This window comes from Burkholderia sp. BCC1993, from assembly GCF_905339865.1.
In the GTDB taxonomy this organism is placed as follows: Bacteria; Pseudomonadota; Gammaproteobacteria; order Burkholderiales; family Burkholderiaceae; genus Burkholderia.
Window position 1 is genome coordinate 1 of record NZ_CAJPGZ010000006.1, and the last position, 14,832, is coordinate 14,832.

The 14,832-nt window shown below is 65.1% G+C and carries 12 protein-coding genes; 11 read left to right on the forward strand and 1 reads right to left on the reverse strand.

Annotated elements, in window-relative coordinates; genetic code table 11:
• From U4Y91_RS10960 to U4Y91_RS10970, 3 genes are all read left to right on the forward strand, one after another.
• Positions 1-269, forward strand: a 269-nt coding sequence (locus tag U4Y91_RS10960) for a hypothetical protein (protein WP_321805093.1), incomplete at its 5' end; no start/stop codon positions are given.
• Positions 270-353: 84 nt separating this feature from the next.
• Entirely contained in the window at positions 354-2,429 is a 2,076-nt protein-coding gene (locus U4Y91_RS10965) for a molybdopterin oxidoreductase family protein (protein ID WP_321805337.1), read from the forward strand.
• 136 nt (positions 2,430-2,565) lie between these two features.
• A complete protein-coding gene (locus U4Y91_RS10970) occupies positions 2,566-4,239 on the forward strand; it encodes a long-chain fatty acid--CoA ligase (RefSeq protein ID WP_321805094.1) in 1,674 nt (557 codons plus the stop codon).
• Between the two features lie 415 nt (positions 4,240-4,654).
• On the opposite strand, the gene U4Y91_RS10975 is transcribed toward U4Y91_RS10970, so the two are convergent.
• Positions 4,655-5,812: a porin gene (locus U4Y91_RS10975; RefSeq protein WP_044844243.1), complete on the reverse strand. Its 1,158-nt coding sequence runs from the start codon at positions 5,810-5,812 to the stop codon at positions 4,655-4,657.
• Between the two features lie 277 nt (positions 5,813-6,089).
• On the opposite strand from U4Y91_RS10975, the gene coq7 reads away from it, so the two are divergent.
• The 8 genes from coq7 (at position 6,090) to mraY (ending at position 14,804) form a co-directional block, all read left to right on the forward strand.
• Complete coding sequence (gene coq7, locus U4Y91_RS10980) at positions 6,090-6,716, forward strand: 2-polyprenyl-3-methyl-6-methoxy-1,4-benzoquinone monooxygenase (protein ID WP_059608158.1); 627 nt, start codon at positions 6,090-6,092, stop codon at positions 6,714-6,716.
• Positions 6,717-7,104: 388 nt separating this feature from the next.
• Entirely contained in the window at positions 7,105-7,533 is a 429-nt protein-coding gene (gene mraZ / locus U4Y91_RS10985; protein WP_006400450.1) for a division/cell wall cluster transcriptional repressor MraZ, read from the forward strand.
• Positions 7,534-7,556: 23 nt separating this feature from the next.
• Positions 7,557-8,498, forward strand: coding sequence for a 16S rRNA (cytosine(1402)-N(4))-methyltransferase RsmH (gene rsmH / locus U4Y91_RS10990; RefSeq protein WP_044844251.1), 942 nt, complete (start codon positions 7,557-7,559; stop codon positions 8,496-8,498).
• Positions 8,495-8,836: a cell division protein FtsL gene (ftsL, locus tag U4Y91_RS10995; RefSeq protein ID WP_321805095.1), complete on the forward strand. Its 342-nt coding sequence runs from the start codon at positions 8,495-8,497 to the stop codon at positions 8,834-8,836. Before rsmH ends, ftsL begins: the two co-directional genes overlap by 4 nt.
• Positions 8,833-10,680 (forward strand): penicillin-binding protein 2, encoded by a 1,848-nt coding sequence (locus tag U4Y91_RS11000; RefSeq protein WP_321805096.1) that lies wholly within the window; start codon positions 8,833-8,835, stop codon positions 10,678-10,680. The genes ftsL and U4Y91_RS11000 overlap by 4 nt, the downstream gene beginning before the upstream one ends.
• Positions 10,677-12,215: a UDP-N-acetylmuramoyl-L-alanyl-D-glutamate--2,6-diaminopimelate ligase gene (locus U4Y91_RS11005; protein WP_321805097.1), complete on the forward strand. Its 1,539-nt coding sequence runs from the start codon at positions 10,677-10,679 to the stop codon at positions 12,213-12,215. The genes U4Y91_RS11000 and U4Y91_RS11005 overlap by 4 nt, the downstream gene beginning before the upstream one ends.
• The gene (locus U4Y91_RS11010; RefSeq protein WP_321805098.1) at positions 12,212-13,618 is read left to right on the forward strand and encodes a UDP-N-acetylmuramoyl-tripeptide--D-alanyl-D-alanine ligase; all 1,407 of its coding nucleotides are present in this window, start codon (positions 12,212-12,214) and stop codon (positions 13,616-13,618) included. The genes U4Y91_RS11005 and U4Y91_RS11010 overlap by 4 nt, the downstream gene beginning before the upstream one ends.
• Positions 13,619-13,634: 16 nt before the next feature.
• Positions 13,635-14,804, forward strand: a complete 1,170-nt coding sequence (mraY, locus tag U4Y91_RS11015) for a phospho-N-acetylmuramoyl-pentapeptide-transferase (protein ID WP_006752439.1) — start codon at positions 13,635-13,637, stop codon at positions 14,802-14,804.
• The last annotated feature ends 28 nt before the right edge of the window (positions 14,805-14,832 follow it).

Below are 14,832 nucleotides of genomic sequence, written 5' to 3' on the forward strand. Positions count from 1 at the left end.
GCGGCGACGGAAATGAGCGATCACAGGCACTCGAATCTCCTCCGTTTGTTGCTCAAGCCGCAACGCATGTCCCACTGTCCATCGTCCAGGACCATTCGCCTGTTTATTCGCTTCAATCTTCGGTCAAGGATCGACTCGCGCGAACTCAGCGAAGCCGCTGGCCCGGAACTGTTCACACCCGCTCCACACCTGTATCGTCGCACCGGCTTTTCAAAGTTGGCCCCGTATCGATATTCGCCATCCGCCGCCACCGCTTTTTCGCCAAATAGGCCCGGAAATCCGTGCGAAATGACGCCTTATTCGGCCCATCCACGTAAAATTTGCGAATCTCCACCCCAGTAGCATTCAGAACGATGAACGCCGCCACTCAGATAGCTCGGGCCGTATGCCCGCACGATTGTCCGGACACGTGCGCAATGCGTGTGACCGTCGAAAACGGTCGGGCGATCAAGGTCGCGGGCGATCCTGACCATCCACCCACACAAGGCGTGCTGTGTACAAAAGTCAGCCGATACGCCGACCGCGTTCATCATCCCGACCGACTCACTGTTCCCCTCAAGCGCGTGGGCGCGAAGGGGGAAGGGCGCTTCGTGCCGATCAGCTGGAGCGAAGCATTCGACGAGATCGGTCGTCGTCTCGGCGAAATCGCCGCGCGCGCGCCGGAGGCGATCGTGCCGTACAGCTACGCGGGAACGATGGGGCTTGTGCAGGGCGAAGGCATCGCTCAGCGGTTCTTCCATAAACTCGGTGCGTCCCGGCTCGAGCGGGCCATCTGCGCCGCGGCCGGCGCAGCAGGGCTGCGCTATACGTATGGCGGAAGCGTCGGCATGCATCTCGAGCATTTCGAGGAAAGCGAACTGATCCTGATCTGGGGCGCCAATCCGATCGCCTCCAGCCTGCATTTCTGGACCCGTGCGCAGGAAGCCAAGCGTCGCGGCGCCCGTCTCGTCGCAATCGATCCCTACCGCTCGCTGACGGCAGAGAAATGCCATCAGCACATCGCATTGAAACCGGGCACCGACGGGGCGTTCGCGCTCGGCATGATGCATGTGCTGATCACCGAGGATTTGCTCGATCACGACTACATCGCGCGCCATACGCTCGGCTTCGATGCGCTCAAGGCGCGAGCCATGTCCTATCCGCCGGAGCGTGTCGCCCAAATCTGCGGCATCGAGGCGTCGGAACTGATCGAACTCGCCCGTCGTTACGGCGCGACCCGCAAGGCATCGATCCGCCTCAATTACGGCATGCAGCGTGTGCGCGGGGGCGGCAACGCCGTGCGCGCGATTGCGAGCCTGCCTGCGCTGACGGGCGCGTGGCGCGACCGGGCCGGCGGGCTGCTGCTGTCGTCGTCGGAATCTGCACCGGTCAATCGGGCGGCGCTGCTGCGCCCCGATCTGATGCCCGGCTGGCCGCAGAAACTGCCGCGCATCATCAACATGAATGCCATCGGCGATGCACTGCTGCATCCGGGCGACGCGACTTTCGGGCCGAAGGTCGAAGCAGTGATCGTCTACAACTCGAATCCGGTTGCGGTTGCACCCGACTCGCCGAAAGTCGCCGCGGGGTTCGCGCGCGAAGACCTGTTCACGGTCGTTCTCGAGCACTTCAAGACAGATACCGTCGACTTCGCCGACATTGTGTTGCCGGCCACGACGCAGCTCGAGCATCTCGACGTCCACAAGTCGTACGGCCACACCTATGTGATGGCGAATCTGCCGGCGCTTCCGCCGGTCGGCGATGCACGACCGAACACCGAAATCTTTCGCGGCATCGCGCGCAGCATGGGGCTGGACGAGCCCGCGCTTTATCACAGCGACGAAGAGGTCGCGCAGGCGGCGCTTCGCTGGGACGATCCGGCGCTCGACAGCGACTGGGAGACGTTGAAGCGTGCCGGCTGGCTGAAGCTCAAGGTGGCGGACGCGCCTTTCGCGAATGGCGGCTTTCGCACACCGTCCGGCAAATGCGAGTTCTACAGCGCGCGACTCGAGCAGATGGGCATGGACCCGGTGCCCGATTACCTGCCGCCGTTCGAATCGGCGGAGGCGGCGCCTGAACTCGCCGCCCGCTACCCGCTCGCGATGATTTCGCCGCCGGCCCGGCACTTCCTGAACAGCACGTTCGTGAACGTGGACAGCCTGCGCAGCACGGAAGGCCAGCCGCATCTCGATATTCACCCGGCCGACGCCGATGCACGCGGCATCGGGGAGGGCGACGTCGTACGCATATTCAACGACCGCGGATCGATGCAGGCGGTCGCAAGAGTGACTGATCGCGCGCGGGCGGGGCTCGTCGTCGGGCTGTCGATCTGGTGGAAGAAATTGTCGGCGGACGGTCGGAACGCGAACGAAGTGACGAGCCAGGCGCTGACCGACCTCGGCAACTCGGCGACCTTTTACGATTGTCTGGTGGAAGTTGAGCGGATTTGACCGAACTTCTCGATATGATCAGACGAATTTGTTCGAAAGTTCGAAGTGGACATCTAACCCTGTTGTCTCAGGACGGGCGAGCCGCTACGATGCGTTTTAGCACGACCATTCGAAAATATGTGAGGAGACGCGCGGTATGGATAAAATTTGGCTGAAATCGTACCCACCCGGCGTTCCAGCCGAAATTGACGCGTCCCCGTATCCTTCCATCCCGGATCTCCTCGACGAGAGCTTCAGGCAGTATCGCGACCGCAAGGCGTTCGTCTGCATGGGCAAGAGCATCACGTACGGCGAACTCGATGCACTGTCGCGCCGGTTCGGCGCGTGGCTGCAGTCGCGTGGCCTGAAGCGCGGCGCGCGCGTCGCGCTCATGATGCCGAACGTGCTGCAGTACCCGGTGGCGATTGTTGCGGTGCTCCGCGCGGGCTACACCGTCGTCAACGTCAACCCGCTCTATACGCCGCGCGAGCTCGAACATCAGCTGAAGGACAGCGGGGCGGAGGCGATCGTCATCCTCGAGAATTTCGCGTCGACGTTGCAGGCCGTCATCGCCAATACCGCCGTCAAGCATGTCGTGGTCGCGTCGATGGGCGACCTGCTGGGCATCAAGGGCTGGCTCGTCAATTACGTCGTGCGCAACGTGAAGAAGATGGTGCCGGCCTGGCAGCTCCCGTCGTTCACGCGCTTCAAGGCCGCGTTGTCCGAAGGGGCGCGGCAGACCTTCAAGCCGCCGAAGCTCGGCCCCGACGACGTCGCGTTCCTCCAGTACACGGGCGGTACGACGGGTGTCGCGAAGGGCGCGACGCTGCTGCACCGGAACATCGTGTCGAACGTGCTGCAGGCCGGCGCCTGGCACCATCCCGCGCACGCGAAGTACCCCGAGGTGAAGCAATTCGTGACGGTTGTCGCGCTGCCGCTCTATCACGTGTTCGCGCTGACGGTCTGCGGCTTCCTGACGATGCGCACGGGCGGCATGGGCATCCTGATTCCGAATCCGCGCGACATCGGCGGCATGATCAAGGAACTGAAGGGATATCAGATCTCGACGATTCCCGCCGTCAACACGCTGTACAACGCACTGCTGAACCATCCCGAATTCAACCAGCTCGACCTGTCGAAGCTCGTGATCGCCAACGGCGGTGGCATGGCGATCCAGGAAGGCGTCGCGAAGCGCTGGTACGAGAAGACCCAAACGGCGATCGTCGAAGGGTATGGCCTGTCCGAAACCTCGCCGGTCGCGACCTGCAACCCCGTGACGGCGACCGAGTACAGCGGGACGATCGGCCTGCCGCTGCCGTCGACCGAAGTTGCCATCCGCGACGACGCCGGCAACGACGTCGCGCTCGGCGAGCCGGGCGAGATCTGCATCCGCGGGCCGCAGGTCATGGCCGGCTACTGGAACCGTCCGGAAGAAACCGCGAAGGTCATGTTCGCGGACGGTTTCTTCAAGACCGGTGACGTCGGCGTGATGGACGCGCGCGGTTACGTGAAGATCGTCGACCGGAAGAAGGACATGATCCTGGTATCCGGTTTCAACGTGTATCCGAACGAGGTCGAGGACGTGGTGGCGTCGCACCCGGGCGTATTCGAGGTGGCGGCGGTCGGTGTGCCGGACGAGCACTCGGGCGAAGCCGTGAAGCTGTTCGTCGTGAAGAAGGATCCGGCGCTGACCGACAAGGACATCCTCGCGTACTGCAAGGAGCGGCTCACCGGTTACAAGCGGCCGAAACTGGTCGAGTTCCGCACGGAGCTGCCGAAGACGAACGTCGGCAAGATCCTGCGGCGCGAACTGCGCGACGGACGCGCGTAACACCCAAGTCGAACGAAGGAGCCCGGCCTGCGCCGGGCTCTTTTGTTTGTGGTGCGGCATCGGGGCTGCCGCGCCATATCGGAACGGCGCGCGTTCGTCCGGGCACGCCACGGCGGGCGGAGCGCCTCGGTCGGGCTGCCGGCAGCCGATTCGATTCGAACGGGGCGGCACCTCGCTGCATGCCGGAGTCGGCAAACAGTCGCGTTCGTGTCGAGTCAGCATCGCGAACGATTCGTCGCCTGAGCGCGTTACCCGGCGATCATTCCGCGCACCGCGCACCGCGCACCGCGCACCGCGCACCGCGCACCGCGCACCGCACACCGCACACCGCACACCGCACACCGCTTCGCAGCCCCAAAAAAGAAAAGGCGCCCCAAGGCGCCTTCAAGATGCTTCGGCTTGTCAGGCAAGCTGATTAGAACTTGTGACGGATACCGACACGCGCTGCGACCTGGTTGCTGGTCGTCGACGGATCGAGACCGTTGATCGAAGCATGTGCCTGAACGACGTTGCCTGCCGAGTCGAGCGTGTTGCCCGATGCATGCTGGTACACGCCGATCACGTAGACGTCCGTGCGCTTCGACAGGAAGTAGTCGACGCCCAGCGAGCCCTGGTGGTACTTGGCTGCCGAGTTGCCGTCGATCTTGCTGCCTTGCGTGTAGTCGTACGCCGCGCCGACGATCAACGCCGGAGTCAGCTGATACTTGAAGTTGATTTCGCCGTTGTTGAAGGTCGCGGTCTGGTTCACGAACGGACCGACCGAGAAGCCCTTGAACTTCGTGTTCGAGTACGTCGCGCCGATCGTCGCTGCGCCGAACGTGTATGCGCCGCCCGCACCGATGACCTGGTACGTGTTCGCGCTGTTCGCATACGCGCCGTACACCGGCGACGACACGGCCGTCGCCGCAGCCGACGCGCCCGTGTTGAACATGCCGCCGAAGTTCGCCGGCGTACGTGCGTTCAAGTAGCCGACACCCAACACCAGCGGGCCGTTGTTGTAACCGGCGCCGAGCGACCAGACCTGGTTCTTCGAGAACTGGCCGGCTTGACCGCCGAAGCTGTACAGGCCGCCGAACGAGAAGCCGCCGTAGGTCGGGCTCGTGTACTTGACCGCGTTGTTCACACGGTAAGCGTTGTTGAAGTTGTCGAGGTCGCCCGGGTGAGCGGCGATGTAGCCGCCCCACTGGTCGCCTGCCTCGAGCGGGCCGACGAAGTCGACGACGGAGTCGTACTGGCGACCCAGCGTGACCGTACCGTACTGGCTCGACAGGCCGACGTAAGCCTGGCGGCCGAACATCAGGCCGCCCTGGCCGAGCTTGCCGGAGTTGACGTCAAAACCGTTCTCGAGCACGAAGATCGCCTTCAGGCCGCTGCCCAGATCTTCGGTGCCGCGCAGGCCGAAGCGGCTGCCTTGCATCACGCCGCTTGCCAGACCGTACAGATGGCCGCCCTTGGCGTTGTTGTTGAAGATGAAGCCTTCATCGATGATGCCGTAAAGCGTCACGCTGCTTTGCGCATGGGCAGCGCCAGCAAACGCGCCCAGCGCGACGAGCGCGAGAAGCGACTTTTTCATTAACGGATCTCCAAGAATCACTGAATTTTTTTGGCGGGGCGGATAGTTATGGTGTGTTGACGGACCCCATCAACTTCGCAAGAAGTCGCACGTAATGTAGCAAAGCCGATTTTTCCGACAAAGCGAAATGCCGTGGCTCAAGGTTGCCATGTTTCGTTTATGCAACAATGGTTAAAATCACGGGTTAACCGCAATTTCCGCTGAATAATCAAGTCGGTTACGTAGCGGAGCACGTGCCGTTGCCGCCCGCGGCAGCACACGCAGCCAGGAGAACAGGATGGTGTTGGACGAACTGATCAGCGAATTCGATCGCGGCCTGCGATCGTTGACCGGCATTAGCCGGATGAGCCGCCCGGTGCCCGCGCCGGCGGAGCCGCCGGCCGGCGAACTGACGCCCGCGGAGCGCACGCATGCCGCCGGGCTGATGCGCGTGAACCACGTCGGCGAGGTCTGTGCGCAGGCGCTTTATCAGGCGCAGAAGCTGACCGCGCGTTCGTCGTCGTCGAAGGCGATGTTCGAGGAAGCCGCGCGCGAGGAGGAGGATCATCTCGCGTGGACCGCGCATCGGCTGAAGGAACTCGATTCGCGTCCGAGCCTGCTCAACCCGCTGTGGTACGCTGGCGCGCTCGCGATCGGCGTCGTCGCCGGCACGCTGGGCGACAAGGTCAGCCTCGGCTTCATGGCGGAGACGGAGCGCCAGGTCGAGAGCCACCTCGACGGGCACCTGTCCGAGCTGCCGGCGACCGACACGGCGTCGCGCGCGATCGTCGAGCAGATGCGGCTCGACGAGGTGAAGCACGGCAAGGCCGCGACCGATGCCGGCGGGATCGAACTGCCGCTGCCCGCGCGGATGCTGATGCGCGCCGCGTCGAAAGTCATGACGAGCACTGCATACTATCTGTGACATTCGGAGGTGGGCGGCGCATGACGCCGCCGACCTCCGTCATCCATCGATACCGCCCGTTTTTTCCGCGTTTTCCCGCCCCCGAAAGCCCCGTCCGCACGCCAGTCTGGCCCGCCTTTCTCACGTATCACCTTCACAAGTTGCACTAGCTCTTTCATTTATAACGGTTTTTGGAATGAGGGGGCGCATGAGCATGTGCGCGTAAGTCCTTGTTCTAACTAACAAAATTCGTCAAAAAACCGGGCCGCTCCCTTGACCATGCCAAACCCTTCCTCTAAAGTGGGAGACAGTGTGAGAAAGTGTATTTTTGTGTGATTTGGCGGGCTATTCGGGCTAAATTCTTGAGCGTTGAGCGGGTGCTTCGGTGCCCTGAACGGGAGAGCGGAAAGTGTTCCAAGGGGCGTCGGCGCTGACGCTCGATGCGAAAGGGCGGATGTCGGTGCCGGCTCGCTATCGCGAAGCGCTGCAAGGACAGGCAGAAGGACGGGTGACTGTGACCAAGCACCCGGACGGCTGCCTGTTGCTGTTTCCGCGCCCCGAATGGGAGGTATTCCGCGCCAAGATCGCCGCGCTGCCGATGGATGCACATTGGTGGCGGCGGATCTTTCTCGGCAATGCAATGGATGTCGATCTCGACAGCGCGGGCCGGATTCTCGTATCGCCCGAGCTGCGGATGGCGGCTGGACTGGAAAAGGAAGTCATGTTGTTGGGAATGGGTAGTCACTTCGAGCTGTGGGATTCGCAGACCTACATCGCGAAGGAGCAGGCAGCGATGGCGCAGGGTATGCCCGACGCGCTGAAGAATTTCACGTTCTGATTGCGGTGACGGAGACGCCCGCGATGGGAAACGAATTGCAGCATCGGACCGTGCTTCTGGACGAAGCGGTCGATTCGCTCGTGACGCGGCCGGACGGCATTTATGTCGACGGCACGTTCGGGCGCGGCGGTCATAGCCGCGCGGTGCTCGCGCGGCTGGCGGCGGCCGGGCGGCTGATCGCGTTCGACAAGGATCCGAGGGCGATCGAGACGGCGCAGCGCATCGAGGATGCGCGCTTCTCGATCGTGCATGACAGCTTTGCATCGATGCGCGACGCGCTTGCGGCGCGCGGCGTCGAGAAGGTGTCGGGTGTGTTGCTGGACCTGGGCGTGTCCTCGCCGCAGGTGGACGATCCGGCGCGCGGCTTCAGCTTTCGCGCGGATGGCCCACTGGACATGCGAATGGATCCGACGCGCGGCGAGTCGGCGGCCGAGTGGCTCGCGCGGGCTTCGGTGCAGGAATTGACGGAGGTGATACGGGATTATGGGGAAGAACGGTTTGCTTTTCAGATTGCAAAGGCGCTTGTTGCTCGCCGGGCAGAGTCCGACCGTCTTGGGCCTCTCGACACCACGGGCGAGCTTGCCCAAATCGTGGGTAACGTCGTCAAAACCCGTGAGAAGGGCAAGGATCCGGCAACCCGCACCTTTCAGGCTATACGGATTCACGTCAATCAAGAGCTTGCGGACCTGCAAGTCGTACTAGACGCGGCATTGTCGTTGCTGGAGCAAGGGGGGCGGCTGGTGGTCATCAGCTTTCATTCACTCGAGGACCGGATCGTCAAGCGATTCATGCAGGCGCACGCGAGCGCGCCTGCGGTCGATCGTCGCCTGCCGATCCGTGCCGTCGACCTCCCGAGCCCGCCGCTCAAGATCATCAGCCGTCAGTTCCCGAGCGAAGCGGAAGTCGCCGCGAATCCGCGCGCCCGGTCGGCCGTGATGCGCATCGCGGAGCGCGTCACGCCATGAGCCGCTTCAATATCTTCCTGCTGATCATCGTGATGGGCTGCGCACTGTCGGTCGTCAACTCGACGAACCAGCAGCGCCAGATCTTCATCCAGCTGCAGCGCGCGCAGTCGCAGGAGCGTCAGTTCCAGCAGGACTACGCGCAGCTTCAATATCAGCAGAGCGCGCTGTCGAAGACGTCGCGTATCGAGCAACTCGCGAACGATTCGCTGAAGATGCAGGCGATCACGACGGGCCGCACCCAATACCTGACGCTGCCGCCGGGCGCCGTGAAGGCGATCGACGCACCGATTCCGGCTTCGGCCGAGACGGCCGCCAAGGGCGGCGGAGGCGCGCGATGAAGCCGTCGCAAAAGCGCCAGGACGTGAAATTCTCGTCGAGCCCCGTGCTCGGCGTGCACCTGCCGATGTGGCGCTCGAAATTCGTCGTGTTCCTGCTGTTCATGGCGTTCGTCGCGCTGGCCGCGCGGGCGTTCTGGATCCAGGGGCCCGGCAACGCGTTCTATCAGAAGCAGGGCGAAAGCCGCTACCAGCGCACGATCGAGCTGCCGGCCACGCGCGGCAAGATCCTCGACCGTAACGGGCTCGTGCTCGCGACGAGCCTGCCCGTGCGCGCGATCTGGGCGATTCCGGATGCCGTGCCGGACGATCTCGGCGCGGACAAGGTCAATCAGCTCGGCAAGCTCCTCGGCATGACGCAGAAGGAACTGCGCGTGAAGCTGTCGGAGGACAAGGGCTTCGTCTACGTGAAGCGCCAGGTGCCGATCGACATCGCGGACAAGGTCGCCGCGCTCGACATCCCCGGCGTCTATCAGCGCAACGAATACAAGCGCTTCTATCCGGAAGGCGAGATCACCGCTCACCTGATCGGCTTCACGAACGTCGAGGACGAAGGGCAGGAAGGCGTCGAGCTCGGCGACCAGAAGATGCTGTCCGGCACGTCCGGCGTGCGCCGCGTGATCAAGGACCGGCTGGGGCACATCATCGAGGACGTCGCCGAACAGATTCCGCCGCACAACGGGACGGACGTCGACCTGTCGATCGACAGCAAGATCCAGTACATCGCGTATGCGAACCTGAAGGCCGCCGTCGAGAAGTTCAAGGCGAAGGCCGGCGCGGCGATGGTGGTCGACGTGCGTACCGGCGAGGTGCTCGCGCTCGTCAACTATCCGACGTACAACCCGAACGACCGTTCGCGCATGACGGGCGAGCAGTTGCGCAACCGGATCATGACCGACGTGTTCGAGCCGGGCTCGATCATGAAGCCTTTTACGGTGTCGCTCGCGCTCGACCTGCACCGCGTGACACCGAACACGCTCGTTGAAACGGGCAACGGGCATTTCGTGCTCGACGGCGCGCCGATTACCGACGACGCGGGCTTCGGCACGCTGACGGTCGGCGGCGTGATCCAGAAGTCGAGCAACATCGGCGCGACGAAGATCGCGATGACGATGCGGCCCGAGGAAATGTGGAATATGTATACGGGCATCGGCCTCGGTCAGGCGCCGAAGGTCGGGTTCCCGGGCGCGGTGGCCGGCCGCCTGCGTCCGTGGAAGAACTGGCGGCGCATCGAGCAGGCGACGATGTCGTACGGCTACGGCCTGTCGGTGTCGCTGTTCCAGCTCGCACGCGCCTACACGGCGATCGCGCACGACGGCGAGCTGATGCCCGTGACCATTTTCAAGACCGACCCCAATCAGCCGATCGTGGGCACGCAGGTGTTCAACCCGACCACCGCGCGCGAAGTGCGCGCGATGCTCGAGACGGTGGTCGCGCCGGGCGGCACGTCGCCGGATGCGGCCGTGCCGGGTTATCGGGTCGGCGGCAAGAGCGGTACCGCGTACAAGCATGAAGGTCACGGCTACACGCGCAAGTACCGCGCGTCGTTCGTCGGGATGGCGCCGATGCCGAATCCGCGCGTCGTGATCGCGGTGTCGGTCGACGAGCCGACCGCCGGCAGCCACTTCGGCGGCCAGGTGTCGGGCCCCGTATTCTCGGCGATCGCGGGCGATACGATGCGTGCGCTGAACGTGCCGCCGAACATGCCGATCAAGCAGCTGGTCGTGTCCGACGACACGCCGGGCGCGCCCGCCAAGACGGGCCCGCAAAAGCTCGCCGTCGGCGGCGGTGCGAAGCATATGATCGTATCCAGCACGACACGTAATTCACCAGGAGTTGTTCGATGAGCGCCGCTCGCAGTTCCCATCCGGCGCATCAGCAGATCGCGGCCGCGCTTGCGTGGCTGCGCCAGCATGTGGCCCCCGCGGCGCAACTGCATGCCGACACGCGCAGCCTGCAGGCAGGCGACGTGTTTCTCGGCTATGCGGTCGACGGGGCAGACAATCGCGCCTTCATTGCCGAGGCCGTTTCCCGCGGTGCGGCCGCCGTGCTGTATCAGCCGGAAGGCCTCGCAGCCGCGCCGGCCGCACCCGTCGCACTCGCGGTGCCGGCGCTCGACCAGCTGGCCGGCGAGATCGCCAGCGGCTGGTACGGCGACCCGAGCGACAGCCTGCTCGCCATCGGCGTGACCGGCACCAACGGCAAGACGTCGTGCACGCACTGGATCGCGGCCGCGCTGACGGCGCTGCACCAGCCGTGCGCGCTGATCGGCACGCTCGGCAGCGGCATGCCGGGGCAGCTGGTGCCGACCGGCTTCACGACGCCGGACGCGCCGCAGCTGCAACGCAGCCTCGCGCAACTGCACGACGCGGGCGCAAAGGCCGTCGCGATGGAAGTGTCGTCGCACGCGCTGCACCAGGGCCGCGTGAACGGCACGGCATTCGATATCGCCGTGTTCACGAACCTCACGCAGGATCACCTCGACTATCACGGCACGTTCGACGCGTACGAAGCCTCGAAGTCGAAGCTGTTCGCATGGCGCGGCCTGCGCGCGGCGGTCGTCAATCGCGACGACGCAGCCGGCCGCCGCCTGCTCGAGAAGCTGGCCGGCCGCGTGCGCACGATCGCCTACGGAATCGGCGACGTGCACGCGGCCGACGCCGATCGCGAGCTGGTCGCGCTCGACGTGCGCGCGACCGCCACGGGCACCGCATTCCGCCTGCGCTCGTCGTGGGGCGACGCGGACATCGAAGTCGGCACGCTCGGCACGTTCAACGTCAGCAACCTGCTCGCGGTGCTCGGCTCGCTGCTTGCAGCCGACCTGCCGTTCGACGCGGCGGTCGCGGAGATTGCGCGGCTCGAGTCCGTCAACGGCCGCATGCAGCGCCTTGGCGGCCGGCTGGCGAACGACGAACCGCTGGTCGTGATCGACTATGCACATACGCCCGATGCGCTCGAGAAGACGCTCGACGCGTTGCGCCCGATCGCGGTGGCGCGCGGCGGCCGGCTCGTCTGCATGTTCGGCTGCGGCGGCGATCGCGATGCGACCAAGCGTCCGCTGATGGGCGCGATCGCCGAGCGGCTCGCCGACGAAGTCGTCGTCACGAGCGACAACCCGCGCAGCGAGGATCCGCAGCGCATCATCGACCAGGTCATCGCGGGCATGACCGCGCCCGATCGCGCACGCCGCATCGAGGATCGCGCGAGCGCGATCCTGCAGGCCGTGCGCGGCGCCGCCCGCGAGGATGTCGTCGTGCTGGCCGGCAAGGGGCACGAGGCAACGCAGGAAATCATGGGCAAGAAGCGCACGTTCTCCGATCAGGATCACGCGCGGCTCGCGCTCGCGGCACGCGCGACGCACGGCAAGGGAGGCGGCGAATGACGATGCTCAGTCTCGGCGAAGCCGCCCGCCTGATTCCCGGCGCCACCGTCCACGGCGATCCGGACGCCACGTTCGAGCGCGTGTCGACGGACAGCCGCACGGTCGGCCCCGGCGACCTGTTCGTCGCGCTGAAGGGCGAGCGCTTCGACGCGCACGACTTCCTCGGCGACGTGGCCGCGCGCGGCGCGTCGGCGGCGCTCGTCGCACACGTGCCGGCGGGTCTCGCGATGCCGGCGATCGAAGGCGGCGAAACGCGTGCCGCGCTCGGTGCGCTCGCGCACGGCTGGCGCAACCGATTCGCGCTGCCGCTCGTCGCGGTGACGGGCAGCAACGGCAAGACGACCGTCAAGGAAATGATCGCGTCGATCTTCGCCGCGGCGGTCGGTACCGACGCGCGGCTCGCGACGGCCGGCAACCTGAACAACGACGTCGGGCTGCCGCTGACATTGCTGCGCCTGTCGACCGCGCATCGCCTCGCGGTGATCGAGATCGGCATGAACCACCCGGGCGAGACCGAAGTTCTGGCGCGCCTCACCGCGCCGACGGTCGCGCTCGTCAACAACGCGCAGCGCGAACACCAGGAATTCATGGCGACGGTCGAAGCCGTCGCGCTCGAACACGCGGCCGTGATCCACGCGCTGCCGCCGGACGGCGTCGCGGTGTTTCCGGCCGACGATGCGTACGCGGGCATCTGGCGCGTCGCGGCGACCGGCAACCGGATCCTCGATTTCGCACTGCACGACGCCGAACGGCAGAACGATGCGCAGGTCGTCGGTCGCCTTCACGGCGGCGAACTCGCGATCGACACGCCGGCGGGCGCCGTCACGGTGCGGTTGCGTGCGCTCGGCGAGCACAACGCGCGCAACGCGCTGGCCGCGACGGCCGCGGCGCTGGGCGCGGGTGTCGAACTGTCGGCGATCAAGCAGGGCCTCGAGTCATTCGAACCGGTCAAGGGCCGGCTCCAGGTGAAGCAGGCGATCGCCGGCAGCCTCGCGGGCGCGACGGTCGTCGATGATACGTATAACGCGAACCCCGATTCGATGCGTGCGGCGATCGACGTGCTGGCCGCACAACCGGCGCCGCGCGTGCTGGTGATCGGCGACATGGGCGAGGTCGGTGACGAAGGCCCGGCTTTCCACCGGGAGATCGGCGCGTATGCGCGCGATCGCGGGATCGATGCGCTGTTCGCGCTCGGCGACGCGTCGCGCGATGCGTGCACGGCGTACGGCGACACGGCACGCCACTTTGACGATGTCGGCGCGCTCGTGGCGGCGCTGCTCGCGGCCGGTTACGGCGCGCAGGCGACGGTGCTCGTGAAGGGCTCGCGGTACATGAAGATGGAGCGCGTGGTCGACGCGCTGACGAACCAACCCGCGGCGGGCACGGTGCCCGCTGCACACTGAGTAGAAGGAAGGAAGCATGCTGCTGGCGCTGGCGCAATGGCTGCAGGGAGACGCAAGCTTTTTGCGCTTGTTCACGTACCTGACGTTCCGTGCGGTGATGGCTACCATCACCGCGCTCGGTATCGGGCTCGTGTGCGGACCGTGGGTGATCCGCAAGCTGACGCAAATGAAGGTCGGGCAGGCCGTGCGCAAGGACGGCCCGCAAAGCCATCTCGTCAAGTCCGGCACGCCGACGATGGGCGGCGTGCTGATCCTGATCGGCATCGCGGTCGCGACGCTGCTGTGGGGCGACCTGACGAACCGTTTCATCTGGATCGTGATGCTCGTCACGTTCGGCTTCGGCGTGATCGGCTGGGTCGACGACTACCGCAAGGTCGTCTACAAGGACCCGCGCGGGATGTCGTCGCGCGAAAAGTATTTCTGGCAGTCGGTGATCGGGCTGTTCGCGGCGGTCTACCTCGCGTTCAGCGTGTCCGAGGCGAACAACGTGCGCGTGTTCGACCTGTTCATGGCGTGGGTGAGGAGCGGCCTGTCGATGGGGCTGCCGGCGCGGGCCGACCTGATGCTGCCGTTCCTGAAGTCGATCAGCTATCCGCTCGGCGTGTGGGGCTTCATTGTGCTGACGTATTTCGTGATCGTCGGCGCGAGCAACGCGGTGAACCTCACCGACGGCCTCGACGGGCTCGTGATCATGCCGGTCGTGCTGGTCGGCGGGTCGCTCGGCGTGTTCGCGTACGTGATGGGCAGCTCGGTCTATTCGAAATACCTGCTGTTCCCGCACATCCCGGGCGCCGGTGAACTGCTGATCTTCTGTTCCGCGATGGGCGGGGCAGGGCTCGCGTTCCTCTGGTACAACACGCACCCCGCGCAGGTGTTCATGGGCGACGTCGGTGCGCTGGCGCTCGGCGGCGCGCTCGGCACGGTCGCGGTGATCGTGCGCCAGGAAATCGTGCTGTTCATCATGGGCGGCATCTTCGTCGCGGAAACGCTGTCGGTGATGCTACAGGTGTCGTGGTTCAAGTACACGAAGAAGCGTTACGGCGAAGGGCGGCGCCTGCTGAAGATGGCGCCGCTGCATCACCATTTCGAATTGTCCGGCTGGAAGGAAACGCAGGTGGTGGTGCGTTTCTGGATCATCACGCTGATGCTGTGCCTGTTCGGTCTGTCCACCCTCAAGCTGCGGTAAAGGAAAGGTAACAAGGATGTCTGGCGAG